At 55.0% G+C, this 12,554-nt stretch carries 21 protein-coding genes and 1 pseudogene; 21 read left to right on the forward strand and 1 reads right to left on the reverse strand.

Annotated features, from left to right (window positions below; genetic code table 11):
- Positions 1-30: 30 nt before the first annotated feature.
- The 6 genes and pseudogenes from rplB to QTO30_RS15630 all read left to right on the forward strand — a co-directional run bounded on the left by rplB (position 31) and on the right by QTO30_RS15630 (position 3,282).
- Positions 31-875: pseudogene (gene rplB, locus QTO30_RS15605) on the forward strand (50S ribosomal protein L2).
- A 2-nt stretch (positions 876-877) separates the two neighbouring features.
- Entirely contained in the window at positions 878-1,156 is a 279-nt protein-coding gene (gene rpsS, locus QTO30_RS15610; protein WP_055295568.1) for a 30S ribosomal protein S19, read from the forward strand.
- Positions 1,157-1,159: 3 nt separating this feature from the next.
- The gene (gene rplV / locus QTO30_RS15615; protein ID WP_008236481.1) at positions 1,160-1,540 is read left to right on the forward strand and encodes a 50S ribosomal protein L22; all 381 of its coding nucleotides are present in this window, start codon (positions 1,160-1,162) and stop codon (positions 1,538-1,540) included.
- Complete coding sequence (gene rpsC, locus QTO30_RS15620) at positions 1,540-2,241, forward strand: 30S ribosomal protein S3 (protein WP_108813542.1); 702 nt, start codon at positions 1,540-1,542, stop codon at positions 2,239-2,241. Before rplV ends, rpsC begins: the two co-directional genes overlap by 1 nt.
- 12 nt (positions 2,242-2,253) lie before the next feature.
- Positions 2,254-2,667 carry a 50S ribosomal protein L16 gene (gene rplP, locus QTO30_RS15625; RefSeq protein ID WP_340425006.1) on the forward strand — a complete coding sequence of 138 codons (414 nt, stop codon included), beginning with the start codon at positions 2,254-2,256 and terminating at the stop codon, positions 2,665-2,667.
- Positions 2,668-2,841: 174 nt separating this feature from the next.
- Positions 2,842-3,282: an NADAR family protein gene (locus tag QTO30_RS15630; protein WP_340425007.1), complete on the forward strand. Its 441-nt coding sequence runs from the start codon at positions 2,842-2,844 to the stop codon at positions 3,280-3,282.
- Positions 3,283-3,507: 225 nt separating this feature from the next.
- Here the strand turns inward: QTO30_RS15630 and QTO30_RS15635 are convergent, their stop codons facing one another.
- Positions 3,508-4,128, reverse strand: a complete 621-nt coding sequence (locus QTO30_RS15635; RefSeq protein ID WP_340425008.1) for a TIGR02466 family protein — start codon at positions 4,126-4,128, stop codon at positions 3,508-3,510.
- A gap of 198 nt (positions 4,129-4,326) precedes the next feature.
- Between QTO30_RS15635 and rpmC the strand changes: the two genes are divergently transcribed.
- The 15 genes from rpmC (at position 4,327) to QTO30_RS15710 (ending at position 12,317) form a co-directional block, all read left to right on the forward strand.
- A complete protein-coding gene (gene rpmC / locus QTO30_RS15640; protein WP_100367919.1) occupies positions 4,327-4,533 on the forward strand; it encodes a 50S ribosomal protein L29 in 207 nt (68 codons plus the stop codon).
- Between the two features lie 3 nt (positions 4,534-4,536).
- Positions 4,537-4,767, forward strand: coding sequence for a 30S ribosomal protein S17 (gene rpsQ / locus QTO30_RS15645; protein WP_340425009.1), 231 nt, complete (start codon positions 4,537-4,539; stop codon positions 4,765-4,767).
- A gap of 80 nt (positions 4,768-4,847) precedes the next feature.
- Positions 4,848-5,216 carry a 50S ribosomal protein L14 gene (rplN, locus tag QTO30_RS15650; protein WP_108813549.1) on the forward strand — a complete coding sequence of 123 codons (369 nt, stop codon included), beginning with the start codon at positions 4,848-4,850 and terminating at the stop codon, positions 5,214-5,216.
- A gap of 2 nt (positions 5,217-5,218) precedes the next feature.
- A complete protein-coding gene (gene rplX / locus QTO30_RS15655; RefSeq protein WP_340425010.1) occupies positions 5,219-5,524 on the forward strand; it encodes a 50S ribosomal protein L24 in 306 nt (101 codons plus the stop codon).
- The gene (gene rplE, locus QTO30_RS15660; protein ID WP_340425011.1) at positions 5,524-6,087 is read left to right on the forward strand and encodes a 50S ribosomal protein L5; all 564 of its coding nucleotides are present in this window, start codon (positions 5,524-5,526) and stop codon (positions 6,085-6,087) included. Before rplX ends, rplE begins: the two co-directional genes overlap by 1 nt.
- 13 nt (positions 6,088-6,100) lie before the next feature.
- Positions 6,101-6,406: a 30S ribosomal protein S14 gene (gene rpsN, locus QTO30_RS15665; RefSeq protein WP_100367915.1), complete on the forward strand. Its 306-nt coding sequence runs from the start codon at positions 6,101-6,103 to the stop codon at positions 6,404-6,406.
- 12 nt (positions 6,407-6,418) lie between these two features.
- Positions 6,419-6,811: a 30S ribosomal protein S8 gene (gene rpsH, locus QTO30_RS15670; protein ID WP_340425012.1), complete on the forward strand. Its 393-nt coding sequence runs from the start codon at positions 6,419-6,421 to the stop codon at positions 6,809-6,811.
- A 9-nt stretch (positions 6,812-6,820) separates the two neighbouring features.
- Positions 6,821-7,354, forward strand: coding sequence for a 50S ribosomal protein L6 (gene rplF / locus QTO30_RS15675; protein ID WP_340425013.1), 534 nt, complete (start codon positions 6,821-6,823; stop codon positions 7,352-7,354).
- An 11-nt stretch (positions 7,355-7,365) separates the two neighbouring features.
- Positions 7,366-7,731: a 50S ribosomal protein L18 gene (gene rplR, locus QTO30_RS15680; protein ID WP_340425014.1), complete on the forward strand. Its 366-nt coding sequence runs from the start codon at positions 7,366-7,368 to the stop codon at positions 7,729-7,731.
- Between the two features lie 103 nt (positions 7,732-7,834).
- Positions 7,835-8,413, forward strand: a complete 579-nt coding sequence (gene rpsE, locus QTO30_RS15685) for a 30S ribosomal protein S5 (protein WP_055295591.1) — start codon at positions 7,835-7,837, stop codon at positions 8,411-8,413.
- 12 nt (positions 8,414-8,425) lie between these two features.
- Positions 8,426-8,614, forward strand: a complete 189-nt coding sequence (gene rpmD, locus QTO30_RS15690) for a 50S ribosomal protein L30 (protein WP_340425015.1) — start codon at positions 8,426-8,428, stop codon at positions 8,612-8,614.
- A gap of 121 nt (positions 8,615-8,735) precedes the next feature.
- The gene (locus tag QTO30_RS15695; RefSeq protein WP_340425016.1) at positions 8,736-9,494 is read left to right on the forward strand and encodes a hypothetical protein; all 759 of its coding nucleotides are present in this window, start codon (positions 8,736-8,738) and stop codon (positions 9,492-9,494) included.
- A 312-nt stretch (positions 9,495-9,806) separates the two neighbouring features.
- Complete coding sequence (gene rplO / locus QTO30_RS15700) at positions 9,807-10,280, forward strand: 50S ribosomal protein L15 (protein ID WP_340425017.1); 474 nt, start codon at positions 9,807-9,809, stop codon at positions 10,278-10,280.
- Between the two features lie 103 nt (positions 10,281-10,383).
- Positions 10,384-11,742: a preprotein translocase subunit SecY gene (secY, locus tag QTO30_RS15705; RefSeq protein WP_340425018.1), complete on the forward strand. Its 1,359-nt coding sequence runs from the start codon at positions 10,384-10,386 to the stop codon at positions 11,740-11,742.
- Positions 11,739-12,317: an adenylate kinase gene (locus tag QTO30_RS15710; RefSeq protein ID WP_340425019.1), complete on the forward strand. Its 579-nt coding sequence runs from the start codon at positions 11,739-11,741 to the stop codon at positions 12,315-12,317. The genes secY and QTO30_RS15710 overlap by 4 nt, the downstream gene beginning before the upstream one ends.
- Positions 12,318-12,554: the final 237 nt, after the last annotated feature.

Raw genomic sequence — 12,554 nt, forward strand, 5'->3', positions numbered from 1 at the left:
GGGCCCGCCAAGCAAACGGAAGAAGCTAACATGGCACTCAAGTCGTACAAACCGACGACGCCGGGCCAGCGTGGGCTGGTGCTGATCGACCGTTCGGAGCTTTGGAAAGGACGTCCTGTCAAATCCCTCACACAGGGTTTGACCAAATCGGGCGGCCGGAACAACACCGGACGGATCACTATGCGTCGTATTGGTGGGGGCGCTAAGCGTCTTTACCGCATCGTCGATTTCAAGCGGAACAAGCTGGACATGTCCGCTGTTGTCGCACGGATCGAATATGACCCGAACCGCACCGCATTCATCGCGCTGATCCAGTACGAAGACGGTACACAGAATTATATCCTTGCCCCACAGCGTTTGGCTGTTGGTGACAAGGTGATCGCATCGGCCAAGGCTGACATTAAGCCCGGCAACGCAATGCCCTTCAGCGGCATGCCCATCGGTACGATCGTTCACAACATCGAAATGAAGCCAGGCAAAGGCGGCCAGATCGCCCGTGCAGCTTAAGCACCTACGCCCAGTTTGTGGGTCGTGATGGTGGTTATGCACAGGTCCGTTTGTCTTCTGGCGAATTGCGCCTGATCCGTCAGGAATGCATGGCCACTGTCGGTGCTGTATCGAACCCTGATAACTCCAACCAGAACTTCGGCAAAGCGGGCCGGACCCGTCACAAGGGCATCCGCCCAAGTGTCCGTGGTGTTGCGATGAACCCGATCGACCACCCGCACGGTGGTGGTGAAGGCCGCACATCTGGTGGTCGTACGCCTGTGACACCTTGGGGCAAAGACACCAAGGGCAAGCGTACCCGTAACAAGAACAAAGCATCGCAGCGCCTTATCGTGCGTTCGCGTCATGCCAAGAAGAAGGGTCGTTAATTATGGCTCGTTCCGTCTGGAAAGGCCCCTTTGTGGACGCCTATGTTTTGAAAAAAGCAGAAGCATCCCGCGAAAGCGGCCGCAACGAAGTGATCAAGATCTGGTCGCGTCGTTCTACTATCCTGCCTCAGTTCGTTGGTCTGACCTTTGGTGTCTACAACGGCAAGAAGCACATCCCTGTCAACGTCACGGAAGACATGATTGGTCAGAAGTTCGGTGAATACTCACCAACACGCACCTACTATGGTCACGCCGCTGACAAAAAAGCGAAACGGAAATAAGCCATGAGCAAGGATAAGAATCCCCGCCGCGTGGCCGATAACGAAGCGATGGCAAAACTGCGCATGCTTCGCACGTCTCCGCAGAAGCTGAACCTCGTTGCTGGCCTGATCCGCGGCAAGAAAGTTGAGCAGGCGCTGACTGACCTGACTTTCAGCAAAAAGCGGATTTCGGACGATGTGAAGAAGTGTCTTCAGTCGGCCATCGCCAATGCAGAAAACAACCACAACCTTGACGTCGATGAACTGGTCGTCGCAGAGGCATATGTTGGCAAGAACCTGACCATGAAGCGCGGACGCCCTCGGGCCCGTGGCCGTTTTGGTAAGATCATCAAGCCGTTTGCTGAAATCACCATCAAGGTGCGTCAAGTTGAGGAGCAATCATAATGGGTAACAAAGTAAACCCGATCGGTATGCGTCTTCAGGTCAACCGCACCTGGGATAGCCGCTGGTACGCGGACACCAAAGACTATGGCGACCTTTTGTTGGAAGACCTGAAGATCAAGGACTTCATCAAGAAAGAATGCGCACAGTCCGGCATCAGCCGCGTGATCATCGAACGTCCGCACAAAAAGTGCCGCGTCACGATCCACGCAGCCCGCCCTGGTGTGATCATCGGTAAGAAAGGTGCAGACATCGAAGGTCTGCGCAAAAAGCTTGCCGCGCTCACAGATAGTGAGCTGCACCTGAACATCGTTGAAGTCCGCAAGCCTGAGCTTGACGCAGCCTTGGTTGCCGAAAGCATTGGTCAGCAGCTGGAACGCCGTGTGTCTTTCCGTCGCGCGATGAAGCGTTCGGTTCAGAACGCGATGCGCATGGGCGCCTTGGGTATCCGGGTCAACCTTGCGGGTCGTCTGGGCGGTGCTGAAATTGCCCGTACTGAATGGTACCGTGAAGGTCGCGTTCCGCTGCACACATTGCGTGCCGACATCGACTATGCGCTGTATGAGGCGATGACGCCTTATGGGATCATCGGCATCAAGGTCTTCATCTACAAAGGTGAGATCATGGAGCACGATCCATCAGCGCATGACCGCAAACACGCTGAGCTGCAAGAGGGCGCTGTCCCTCGCGGCCCACGCCGCTAAGGAGGGCAGGATATGCTGCAACCAAAGCGTACAAAACACCGCAAGCTGCACAAAGGCCGCATCAAGGGTCTGGCAAAGGGCGGGTCTGACCTGAACTTTGGCACCTACGGCCTGAAGGCGCTTGAGCCTGAGCGGGTGACAGCCCGCCAGATCGAAGCCGCACGTCGTGCCATGACGCGTCACATGAAGCGTCAGGGTCGTGTCTGGATCCGTATCTTCCCTGATGTGCCTGTCACATCAAAGCCTATCGAAGTACGGATGGGTAAAGGTAAAGGTTCGATCGATTTTTGGGCATGCAAGGTCAAACCCGGCCGCGTGATGTTCGAAATCGACGGCGTGAACGAGACGATCGCACGCGAGGCCCTGCGCCTTGCCGCGATGAAGCTGCCGATCAAGACACGGACCGTGGTTCGCGAAGATTGGTAAGTGGTTTCGGGGTAAGCCCTGACCTACCTTAGAATGTGAAGCCCCTGCCGAGCGATCGGTGGGGGCTTTCTGTTTTGAGGGTTGGTGCTATAGAAACGTATGACCGATAACTCCGCAGCATATCATTTCTATTGGAACGGCCCTTTCAGTCAGTGACAACACGCTGAATTCGAGTTGGACGGGGTTCGCTTTTCGACTGCAGAGCAGGCAATGATGTATAAGAAGGCATTGCTTTTTGATGATGCAGAGATTGCGGATGCGATACTGACTGCTACAGACCCTGGGAAACAAAAACCACTGGGTCGGCAGGTACGTGGTTTCAATGAACAGGTGTGGTGTGAGCATCGTGAAGGCATCGTCAGGTCCATCAATTACGCCAAATTTGCACAGAACAAGGGGCTGCGTCGCAAACTCTTTCAGACCGGAGACAAGGCGCTGGTTGAGGCCAGTCCGCTTGACGTGATCTGGGGTATTGGACTGGATAAGGCTACGGCCATTGAAACGCCTTCTGATCTGTGGCCGGGAAAGAACCTTTTGGGGCAAATCGTAACGCAGGTCAAAGAACAGCTGGCCCAAGAGTTTCCGGATGAGGTTGCGTCAATCGCGCCGGTATAAATTGGTTGCATTCGCGTCGGTATCTTCATCGCTTATGTTGGCGTGGTGCCCTGTTTGCATCTGTCCTGCCCGGCTTGCCGGGCAGCGCCCGGACCTCCCCCATGGGGAGGGCGCTTTTACAACGTCGCAACAAGCCGGACCTTCGCAATTGAATGCAGTCACCCGCCAATCAGTCTTGTCGGAGCGCCCACCCCGAGGTCCGGGCGCTGCCCTCTGTCGCGGCTGTCATTCCCACTTGTAATTGAAACTTACAGATATCCGCTCTTCGTCGGCCATGTTCATTGGCACCTCGTGCCGTAGCCAGCTTTCCCATAGCAGCACATCGCCCACCAATGGTTTCGCATAAATGAATGTCCGCAGTTCGTCGCGCGCCTCTTTCACCCGGGTGGGGGCGGCCATCATCATGGGCAGCCGCGGGTCTTCGAGTTTGAGCGCACTCGCCCCATCGGGCATGGCGACGTAGGTCGTGCCACTGATCACCGAATGGGGGTGGATGTGGCTCGTGTGGATGCCGCCTTCGGGCAGGATGTTGATCCAGATGTCTTCGAGTTGGAGTTTCTTGTCGCCCAAGTCGAATTGGAGGTCTGCAGTGAACGCTGCGACATGAGCGTCGAGGACTTTGACCAGATCGGCGAAAATCGGGAAGCGCCATGGCAGGTCGCTAAGCGAGGCGTAGGAGGTGTAGCCGGGATAGCCGTTCTCTTCGCACCAGTCCTGCCCCGCTTCATCGTCGTCGGCGATGACAAGGCAGGAGTTTTCAAGCTCAGCTGGGTCAATCGGGCCGCCATGCTCAGAGAGCGTGGCGTGGTAAAGGCGGGTCGCGAAGAGGGATTTGATATCTGACATGCCGCGTTGATATCGGGGCAGGGCAGCTAGGTATAGTGTGTCATCAATGACGCCCACATAAAGCCCTGCAACTCTTTGCTCACAAGGGGTTGCTTTATGTTGGGATGGGGTCTAAACGGCCCACTTATACCCCCACTCCACCGGGAATCGGGTGACGTTTCGTACGGCCTGCCGGTGATGTTGACAAAGGAATATGGCATGAACGCCAATGAACTGCGGGACAAGACGCCCGATCAGCTTCGTGAAGAGCTGGTGAACCTGAAAAAAGAGAGCTTCAATCTGCGTTTCCAGCAGGCCACTGGTCAGCTGGAAAACACAGCAGGCATCCGTGCGGCCCGCCGCAACGCTGCCAAAGTGAAGACAATCCTGAACGAAAAGGCCGCAGCGGCCGCCAAGGAGGCTTAATCTATGCCTAAGCGTATCCTGCAAGGGGTTGTGACAAGCAACCAGAACGCCCAGACCGTCACCGTTTCGGTCGAGCGTCGCTATAAGCACCCGCTGCTTCAGAAAACCATTCGTAAGTCGAAGAAATATCGTGCTCACGATGAAAACAACGCTTTCAACGTAGGTGACACAGTTCGCATTCAGGAATGTGCGCCGAAATCGAAAACAAAACGCTGGGAGGTTGTTGCCTCCTAAGGCAGCGACACCCGGTTTAATCGAAACCCTGGGCCCCCGGACAGAAATCGGGATTTGCCCATAGGTCGGAAGGAAACCAAATGATCCAGATGCAGACCAATCTGGATGTTGCTGACAACAGCGGCGCTCGCCGTGTTCAGTGCATCAAGGTTCTGGGTGGTTCTCACCGTCGTTACGCCAGTGTTGGAGACATCATTGTCGTATCCGTCAAAGAGGCCATTCCACGCGGTCGCGTAAAGAAGGGTGACGTCCGTAAGGCCGTCGTCGTGCGCACCGCCAAAGAAGTCCGTCGCGAAGATGGCACAGCCATCCGCTTTGACAGCAACGCTGCTGTCATCCTCAACAACAACAATGAGCCGATCGGTACACGTATCTTTGGCCCGGTTGTTCGTGAGTTGCGCGCGAAAAACTTCATGAAAATCATCTCACTTGCTCCGGAGGTGCTGTAATTATGGCTGCGAAACTCCGTAAAGGCGACGAAGTGATCGTTCTTGCTGGCAAGGACAAGGGTAAGAAGGGCACAATCAGCTCTGTCGATCCCAAGTCTGGCAAAGCGGTTGTTGATGGCATCAACATTGCTGTCCGTCACCAAAAGCAAACCCAGGCAACACAGGGTGGCCGCACGCCAAAGGCGATGCCGATCCAGCTGTCGAACCTGGCCATCGTTGACAGCAATGGCAAAGCAACCCGCGTCGGCTTCCGTATGGATGGCGACAACAAGGTGCGTTTCGCCAAGACAACAGGGGATGCGATCTAATGCTTGATGCTGCAAACTATAGCCCCCGTCTCAAGGACCTTTATGCATCCACCATACGTGGTGCGATGAAAGAAGAGTTCGGTTATAAAAACGAAATGCAGATCCCGAAGCTGGACAAAATCGTCCTGAACATCGGCTGCGGTGCAGAAGCTGTCCGTGACAGCAAGAAAGCAAAAACCGCACAGGAAGATCTGACGACCATCGCCGGTCAGAAGGCCATGACAACACGTGCCAAGAAATCCATCGCTGGTTTCCGCGTCCGTGAAGACATGCCGCTGGGTGCAAAGGTCACTTTGCGCGGCGACCGTATGTTTGAATTCCTTGATCGTCTGATCACGGTCGCAATGCCACGTATCCGCGACTTCCGCGGCGTATCCGGCAAATCCTTCGACGGCCGCGGCAACTATGCCACCGGCATCAAAGAGCACCTGATCTTCCCAGAAATCAACTTCGACAAGATCGATGAGAACTGGGGCATGGACATCGTGATCTGCACAACAGCGAACACTGACGCTGAAGCAAAGGCACTGTTGAAGCACTTCAACATGCCGTTCAACAGCTGAGGGGAAATTAGATATGGCTAAGAAATCCATGATCGCACGCGAAGTGAAGCGTGAAAAGCTGGTCAAGCAGTACGCCGAAAAGCGTGCCGCCTTGAAGGCAATCATCAACGACAAAGAGGTTCCCGTAGAAGAGCGGTTCAAAGCAACGCTTGAACTGGCGAAACTGCCACGGAACTCCTCTGCGACCCGTTTGCATAACCGTTGCCAGCTCACCGGGCGCCCACACGCCTACTACCGTAAACTCAAGATCAGCCGGATCGCGCTGCGGGACCTTGGTTCCAATGGCGAAATCCCCGGTATGGTCAAGTCAAGCTGGTAAGGAGCACATATTATGAATGATCCTATCGGTGATATGCTCACACGTATCCGCAACGGCCAGATGCGCGGCAAAGCGTCGGTGGAAACACCTGCGTCCAAACTGCGCGGTTGGGTGTTGGATGTGCTGTCCGACGAAGGCTACATCCGCGGCTATGAAAAGAAGGACGGCAAAGATGGCCATCCTGCTTTCAGCATCGAGCTGAAATATTACGAGGGTGACCCAGTCATTCGCGAAGTGAAGCGGGTTTCCAAGCCTGGCCGCCGCGTTTACCTGAGCGCCAATGACATCCCATCCGTCCGTCAGGGCCTGGGCGTGTCGATTGTCTCCACCTCTCAGGGTGTGATGTCGGATGCAAAAGCACGCAGCGCCAATGTTGGCGGCGAAGTGCTCTGCACTGTATTCTAAGGGGATATCATGTCTCGTATTGGTAAAAAACCGGTTGAGCTGCCCTCTGGCGTCACCGCCTCTGTGTCAGGTCAAACCATTGAAGTGAAAGGCCCCAAAGGGACCCGCAGCTTCAAAGCAACGGACGATGTGACCATCACTGTTGATGGCAATGTTGTCACCGTTGAACCACGCGGTAAATCCAAGCGCGCGCGCCAGCAGTGGGGCATGAGCCGCACAATGGTTGCAAACTTGGCCACCGGCGTATCCGAAGGCTTCAAGAAAGAGCTTGAGCTGTCGGGTGTTGGTTACCGTGCACAGATGCAGGGCAACACATTGAAGCTGTCGCTGGGCTATTCCCACGACGTCAACTTTGAAGTGCCTGAAGGTGTGACAGTGACAGCGCCAAAGCCAACTGATGTGATCGTCGAAGGTATCGACGAACAGGTCGTTGGTCAGGTTGCGGCGAATATTCGTGCTTGGCGTAAGCCCGAGCCCTACAAGGGCAAAGGTATCAAGTATAAAGGCGAATATATCTTCCGCAAAGAAGGTAAGAAGAAGTAAGGAACGCAAAAATGGCAAACAGCAAGAGACAACTGTTTCTGAAGCGCCGTATGCGCGTTCGGAACAAACTTCGCGGTGTCACAGCCAACCAGGGCCGTGCCCGTCTTTCGGTGCACCGTTCAAACAAGAACATCAGCGCGCAGCTGATCGACGACGTGAATGGCGTGACACTCGCGTCCGCTTCGTCGCTCGAAAAGGATTTGGGCGTGGTCGGCAAGAACAATATCGAAGCCGCTTCCAAAGTGGGCGCTGCAATTGCAGAGCGCGCGAAGAAAGCTGGCGTCGAGGTTGCTTACTTCGACCGTGGTGGTTTCCTCTTTCACGGCAAGATCAAGGCTTTGGCTGATGCGGCCCGTGAAGGTGGTCTGAAGATCTAAGACAAGCGTAAGCCGGGGTTCGCCCCGGCTTCGATGATCCGGGGCCTGTGCCACCGTGATTGGACAACCGGGCAGACGCCCAAACATACAAAGGACGCCATCAATGGCAGAACGTGAAAACCGCGGCCGTGGCCGCAACCGTGAAGAGCAAGCACCAGAGTTTGCCGACCGCCTGGTCGCAATCAACCGTGTTTCCAAGACAGTCAAAGGCGGTAAGCGCTTTGGCTTCGCCGCACTTGTTGTTGTTGGCGACCAAAAAGGCCGTGTTGGCTTTGGTAAGGGTAAGGCCAAGGAAGTGCCCGAGGCGATCCGCAAAGCGACAGAGCAAGCCAAGCGCCAGATGATCCGCGTGGCATTGCGCGATGGTCGTACGCTGCACCACGACATCGAGGGCCGTCACGGCGCTGGTAAAGTGGTCATGCGCACAGCCCCTGTTGGTACTGGTATCATCGCCGGTGGTCCAATGCGTGCCGTGTTTGAAATGTTGGGTGTACAGGACGTTGTGTCCAAGTCCATTGGGTCCCAGAACCCTTACAACATGATCCGCGCCACCATGAATGGCTTGTCCAAAGAGCAATCACCCCGCAACGTCGCACAGCGCCGTGGCAAGAAGGTTGCTGACATCCTGCCCAAGCGTGACGAGGCCCCTGCGGCTGAAGCACCTGCCGAAGCAGACGCGTAAGGAGATTGACAGATGGCTAAAACAATCGTCGTCAAGCAGGTCGGCTCTCCGATCCGCCGCCCTGCCAAACAGCGTGCTACGCTGGTGGGCCTGGGCCTCAACAAGATGAACCGTACCAAAGAACTGGAAGATACACCTTCTGTCCGTGGTATGGTCAACAGCATCCCCCACCTCGTCGAGATCATCGAAGAGAAGGGGTGAGCGCTGTCTTGGAAACGCTCCAGTGGAGCGTTTCAGGCGCGAACGGGCGGAGCCCCGGCTAGCTGGAAATGATAGAGCGCCTCGCAGGGAACTGCGGGGCGTTTCGGTTTTGGAGAAAGAAGTGCAGCAAGACTTCATATATGGCGAAGAGCATGAACTTCATGGAAGGGTCTATGATCTAGCTCAGCCGTTGCATCTAGGTTTTCGTTCTTGGGAAGAAGTGCTCCAGCACGATGATGCTCACTATGTTTGGCTAGTTGACACTCGACTCGCCGCCCTAGGTCAAAGGGTTGAATCTCTTAACCTAGTCTTGGGCATGTTGAATACGGATGCTCTGCCGGAGTCATTCCAAGATTTCCCAATATCTCGTCTTGACTGGCTTAAGATAACGACTGATGTGTTTCTCGCTCGCCTAATATCTATTGGGGATTGTGCAGCGTTACTTGTGAATGAGATCTTTCAAACCGGTCTGAGCGAACGCGGTTGCAATAGAGAGCAACTGAGAAAGAAAGGAATAGACCGAGATATTCTGATGATACTCTCACATCTGGAGATGTCAGATAGTCCACTTCGGTTGGAGCGAAATTCTAGGTTTCACCATGGTTTTGAAAGGCCCTACTCTCAGGATTATGATGCCTTCCGCATTGCGGCCACCTTCGAGCATGCTGGGCATGGAATTGGCGGGACAGATCGACTTGGGCGTCCCATAGATGTGGAAACGCTATTCCTCGAAGCAGTCAACCATTTGAAACATGAAGTCTTGGAGACTTTTAGCAGATTAGGACCTGATTTGGAGACGCTCTACGATAAGTTGCTGCCGCGTTTCAACGTCACTTTCAGAACGCTTCGCAGAAATGGAAAGCCATTGCCTTGGGAGTAGAGCTTTGGCTGTCACTTCGCCCGGCTTCCCCGGGCAGCGGCCGACCTCCCCCAGGAGGCCGCTTTTGTAACGTTCCAACATGAACCGACATTTGTGGTCTTGGTGATACCCCCCCTTCAAACGGATGTTGCGAGGCCTCCAGGTCGGCCGCTGCCCTTCCGTTGCGCTCTGAGCTGCAACGTATTCTTGACGCCTCCCTACACCCCGTCTATACGCCCCCAGTCGGCAAGCACTCCGCCCCGACTCAGATGTAAACGCCGTGTTTGGCCGCTCCCGTCGCTGGGGGCCAATTCCGGCAAAAGGAGAAGCGACATGAAACTGAATGAACTGTCTGACAACCCAGGCGCCACAACCCGCAAAAAGCGTATTGGCCGTGGCCCAGGGTCCAGCAAAGGCAAGACCGGTGGCCGTGGTATCAAAGGCCAGAAATCCCGTTCCGGCGTAGCGATCAAAGGCTATGAGGGCGGCCAGATGCCACTCTACCAGCGTCTGCCAAAGCGCGGCTTCAATAAGCCAAACCGCAAGACTTTCGCTGTGATCAACCTTGGCCTGATCCAGAAATTCATCGACGAAGGCAAGATCGACGTCAAAGCCGACATCACTGAGGATGCATTGGTTGCCTCCGGTCTGGTCCGTCGCAAGAAGGACGGTATCCGCGTTCTGGCCAAGGGTGATTTCAAAGCCAAAGCCAAGATTGCTGTCACTGGTGCCTCTAAGGGCGCCGTTGAAGCGGTCGAAAAAGCCGGCGGATCACTGACTGTCACAACACCGGCAGCGGCTGAGTAAGACCTTGTGAGCGACCCTTTGGTCGCTTACATACCTCTTCAAGTTTTCCCAAACGCCGCTGATCGGGGAACCGCAGCGGCGTTTCTTATAAAAAGAGACCCATATGGCTTCTGCAGCAGAGCAAATGGCAGCCAACGTCAGTTGGAGCGCCTTCGGCAAAGCAACTGAACTGCGCCAGCGGATCATGTTCACGCTTGGTTTGTTGATCATCTACCGTCTTGGCACGTTCATTCCGGTGCCGGGCATTGATGGCCTCGCATTGGCCCAGTTCATGGAAGACGCGCAAGCCGGGATCGGTGGTATCTTGTCGATGTTCACCGGTGGGGCACTGTCCCGCATGGCGATCTTTACCCTTGGTATTATGCCTTACATCTCGGCCTCCATCGTGATGCAGTTGTTGGGTTCCATGTGGGAGCCGCTCAAGAACCTCAAGAAAGAGGGCGAGCAGGGACGGCGTAAGCTGAACCAGTATACGCGTTATGGTACGGTCGTATTGGCCACCGCACAGGCTTACGGCCTTGCTGTGAGCCTTGAGGCGGGCGGTTTGGCAGCCAATCCCGGCCTGTTTTTCCAAGCTTCGACGGTCATTACCATCGTTGGCGGCACCATGTTCCTGATGTGGCTGGGTGAGCAGATCACCGCGCGCGGCATTGGCAACGGTATCTCGTTGATCATCTTTGTCGGCATCATTGCTGAAATCCCTGCCGCATTGGCGCAATTCCTGTCACAAGGCCGGTCTGGCGCGATCAGCCCCGCGGTTGTTGTCGGTATCATTGTGATGCTGATTGTTGTTCTGACCTTTGTGGTCTTCATGGAACGGTCGCTGCGCAAGATCCACATTCAGTATCCCCGCCAGCAGCGCGGGATGAAGGTCTATGATGGCTCCACCAGCCACTTGCCGATCAAGGTGAACCCTGCGGGCGTTATTCCGGCGATCTTTGCCTCTGCCTTGCTGCTGCTGCCAACGACGATCAGTACATTCAATGGTGGGTCATCCGGCCCACTGATGTCGACGATTCTGGCGCTCTTTGGCCCCGGTCAGCCGTTGTACCTGTTGTTCTTCGGCGGCATGATCATCTTCTTCACGTATTTCTACACCCGTGAAGTGGCCTTCAAGACCGAGGATGTCGCTGAGAACCTCAAGAACCAGAACGGCTTTGTCCCCGGCATTCGCCCTGGCAAGAAGACCGAAGAATATCTGGACTACGTGGTGACCCGTATCCTGGTGCTGGGCTCCGGTTATCTGGCTCTGGTGGCCTTGCTGCCCGAGATTATCCGGGCCGAACTGGCCATTCCTTTCTACTTTGGCGGTACCTCGATCCTGATTATTGTGTCTGTGGGTATGGACACCATCCAACAAATCCAGTCTCATCTGGTGGCACATCAATACGAAGGCCTGATTGAGAAGTCTCAGTTGCGTGGCAAGCGTAATGGAAAACGTAAAGGGCCATCGCGTCGATGAATATCATACTGCTGGGACCGCCGGGCGCGGGTAAGGGAACACAAGCGGCCAAGCTTGTCGATGAACGCAACATGGTGCAGTTGAGCACAGGAGATATGTTGCGGGCAGCCCGGACCAGTGGGACTGAAATGGGCAAGATGGTTGCGGCTGTGATGGATCGTGGCGATCTCGTGACAGATGAAATCGTGATCGGCTTGATCCGCGAACAGCTCGAAAGTGATCAAGGTGGTGGTGGCTACATTTTTGATGGTTTTCCACGGACATTGGCGCAGGCGGATGCCTTGGGCAATTTGTTGGTCGAGATGGGTGAGAATCTTGACTGCGTGATCGAGTTGCAAGTGAATGATGAGGTTCTGGTCGAACGCATCGTCGGACGCGCGAAAGAGGCAGAAGCCGCTGGTCAACCGGTGCGCGCTGACGACAACGAGGAAAGCCTGAAGATCCGCTTGATGGCCTATTACAAGCAAACCAGCCCTTTGATTGGGTACTACCATGCCAAGGGTGATCTGAAATCTGTGGATGGTCTGGCCAGCATGGATGAGGTAGCGGCGAGTATTTCTAACGCACTTACGTAAGGTTTGAGCCATCCCATCGCGTCTGATCAATTCCTCAGGCCGCGTCGCACTGAAACGGAATCACGTGGCACGTCAAGGCCGACGCACTTACAAAATTGAACAATGGCGTTTGGGCTTTCTTGTATCGGTGAAGTTTATTAGGACGATCCTACCGAGCTTTTTTGTCGCCATGGAGCATGGTTATCATTTAAACCTGCTACCATATCTTTCTCTTCGTGGTTTGACAAAATAAGGTCT

It is taken from the genome of Yoonia sp. GPGPB17 (genome assembly GCF_037892195.1).
Taxonomy (GTDB): Bacteria; Pseudomonadota; Alphaproteobacteria; order Rhodobacterales; family Rhodobacteraceae; genus Yoonia.

Excerpts from the sequence above, each read along its gene's own strand:
- rplR (WP_340425014.1), top strand. The coding sequence starts at position 7,366 with ATGGCAAACAGCAAGAGACAACTGTTTCTGAAGCGCCGTATGCGCGTT.
- QTO30_RS15710 (WP_340425019.1), top strand. The coding sequence starts at position 11,739 with ATGAATATCATACTGCTGGGACCGCCGGGCGCGGGTAAGGGAACACAA.
- rplO (WP_340425017.1), top strand. The coding sequence starts at position 9,807 with ATGAAACTGAATGAACTGTCTGACAACCCAGGCGCCACAACCCGCAAA.
- rplE (WP_340425011.1), top strand. The coding sequence starts at position 5,524 with ATGCTTGATGCTGCAAACTATAGCCCCCGTCTCAAGGACCTTTATGCA.
- rplF (WP_340425013.1), top strand. The coding sequence starts at position 6,821 with ATGTCTCGTATTGGTAAAAAACCGGTTGAGCTGCCCTCTGGCGTCACC.
- QTO30_RS15635 (WP_340425008.1), bottom strand. The coding sequence starts at position 4,128 with ATGTCAGATATCAAATCCCTCTTCGCGACCCGCCTTTACCACGCCACG.
- rpsS (WP_055295568.1), top strand. The coding sequence starts at position 878 with ATGGCTCGTTCCGTCTGGAAAGGCCCCTTTGTGGACGCCTATGTTTTG.
- rpsQ (WP_340425009.1), top strand. The coding sequence starts at position 4,537 with ATGCCTAAGCGTATCCTGCAAGGGGTTGTGACAAGCAACCAGAACGCC.
- rplP (WP_340425006.1), top strand. The coding sequence starts at position 2,254 with ATGCTGCAACCAAAGCGTACAAAACACCGCAAGCTGCACAAAGGCCGC.
- rpsE (WP_055295591.1), top strand. The coding sequence starts at position 7,835 with ATGGCAGAACGTGAAAACCGCGGCCGTGGCCGCAACCGTGAAGAGCAA.
- rpmC (WP_100367919.1), top strand. The coding sequence starts at position 4,327 with ATGAACGCCAATGAACTGCGGGACAAGACGCCCGATCAGCTTCGTGAA.
- rpsC (WP_108813542.1), top strand. The coding sequence starts at position 1,540 with ATGGGTAACAAAGTAAACCCGATCGGTATGCGTCTTCAGGTCAACCGC.
- rplN (WP_108813549.1), top strand. The coding sequence starts at position 4,848 with ATGATCCAGATGCAGACCAATCTGGATGTTGCTGACAACAGCGGCGCT.
- rplV (WP_008236481.1), top strand. The coding sequence starts at position 1,160 with ATGAGCAAGGATAAGAATCCCCGCCGCGTGGCCGATAACGAAGCGATG.
- rpmD (WP_340425015.1), top strand. The coding sequence starts at position 8,426 with ATGGCTAAAACAATCGTCGTCAAGCAGGTCGGCTCTCCGATCCGCCGC.
- rplX (WP_340425010.1), top strand. The coding sequence starts at position 5,219 with ATGGCTGCGAAACTCCGTAAAGGCGACGAAGTGATCGTTCTTGCTGGC.
- rpsH (WP_340425012.1), top strand. The coding sequence starts at position 6,419 with ATGAATGATCCTATCGGTGATATGCTCACACGTATCCGCAACGGCCAG.
- rpsN (WP_100367915.1), top strand. The coding sequence starts at position 6,101 with ATGGCTAAGAAATCCATGATCGCACGCGAAGTGAAGCGTGAAAAGCTG.
- secY (WP_340425018.1), top strand. The coding sequence starts at position 10,384 with ATGGCTTCTGCAGCAGAGCAAATGGCAGCCAACGTCAGTTGGAGCGCC.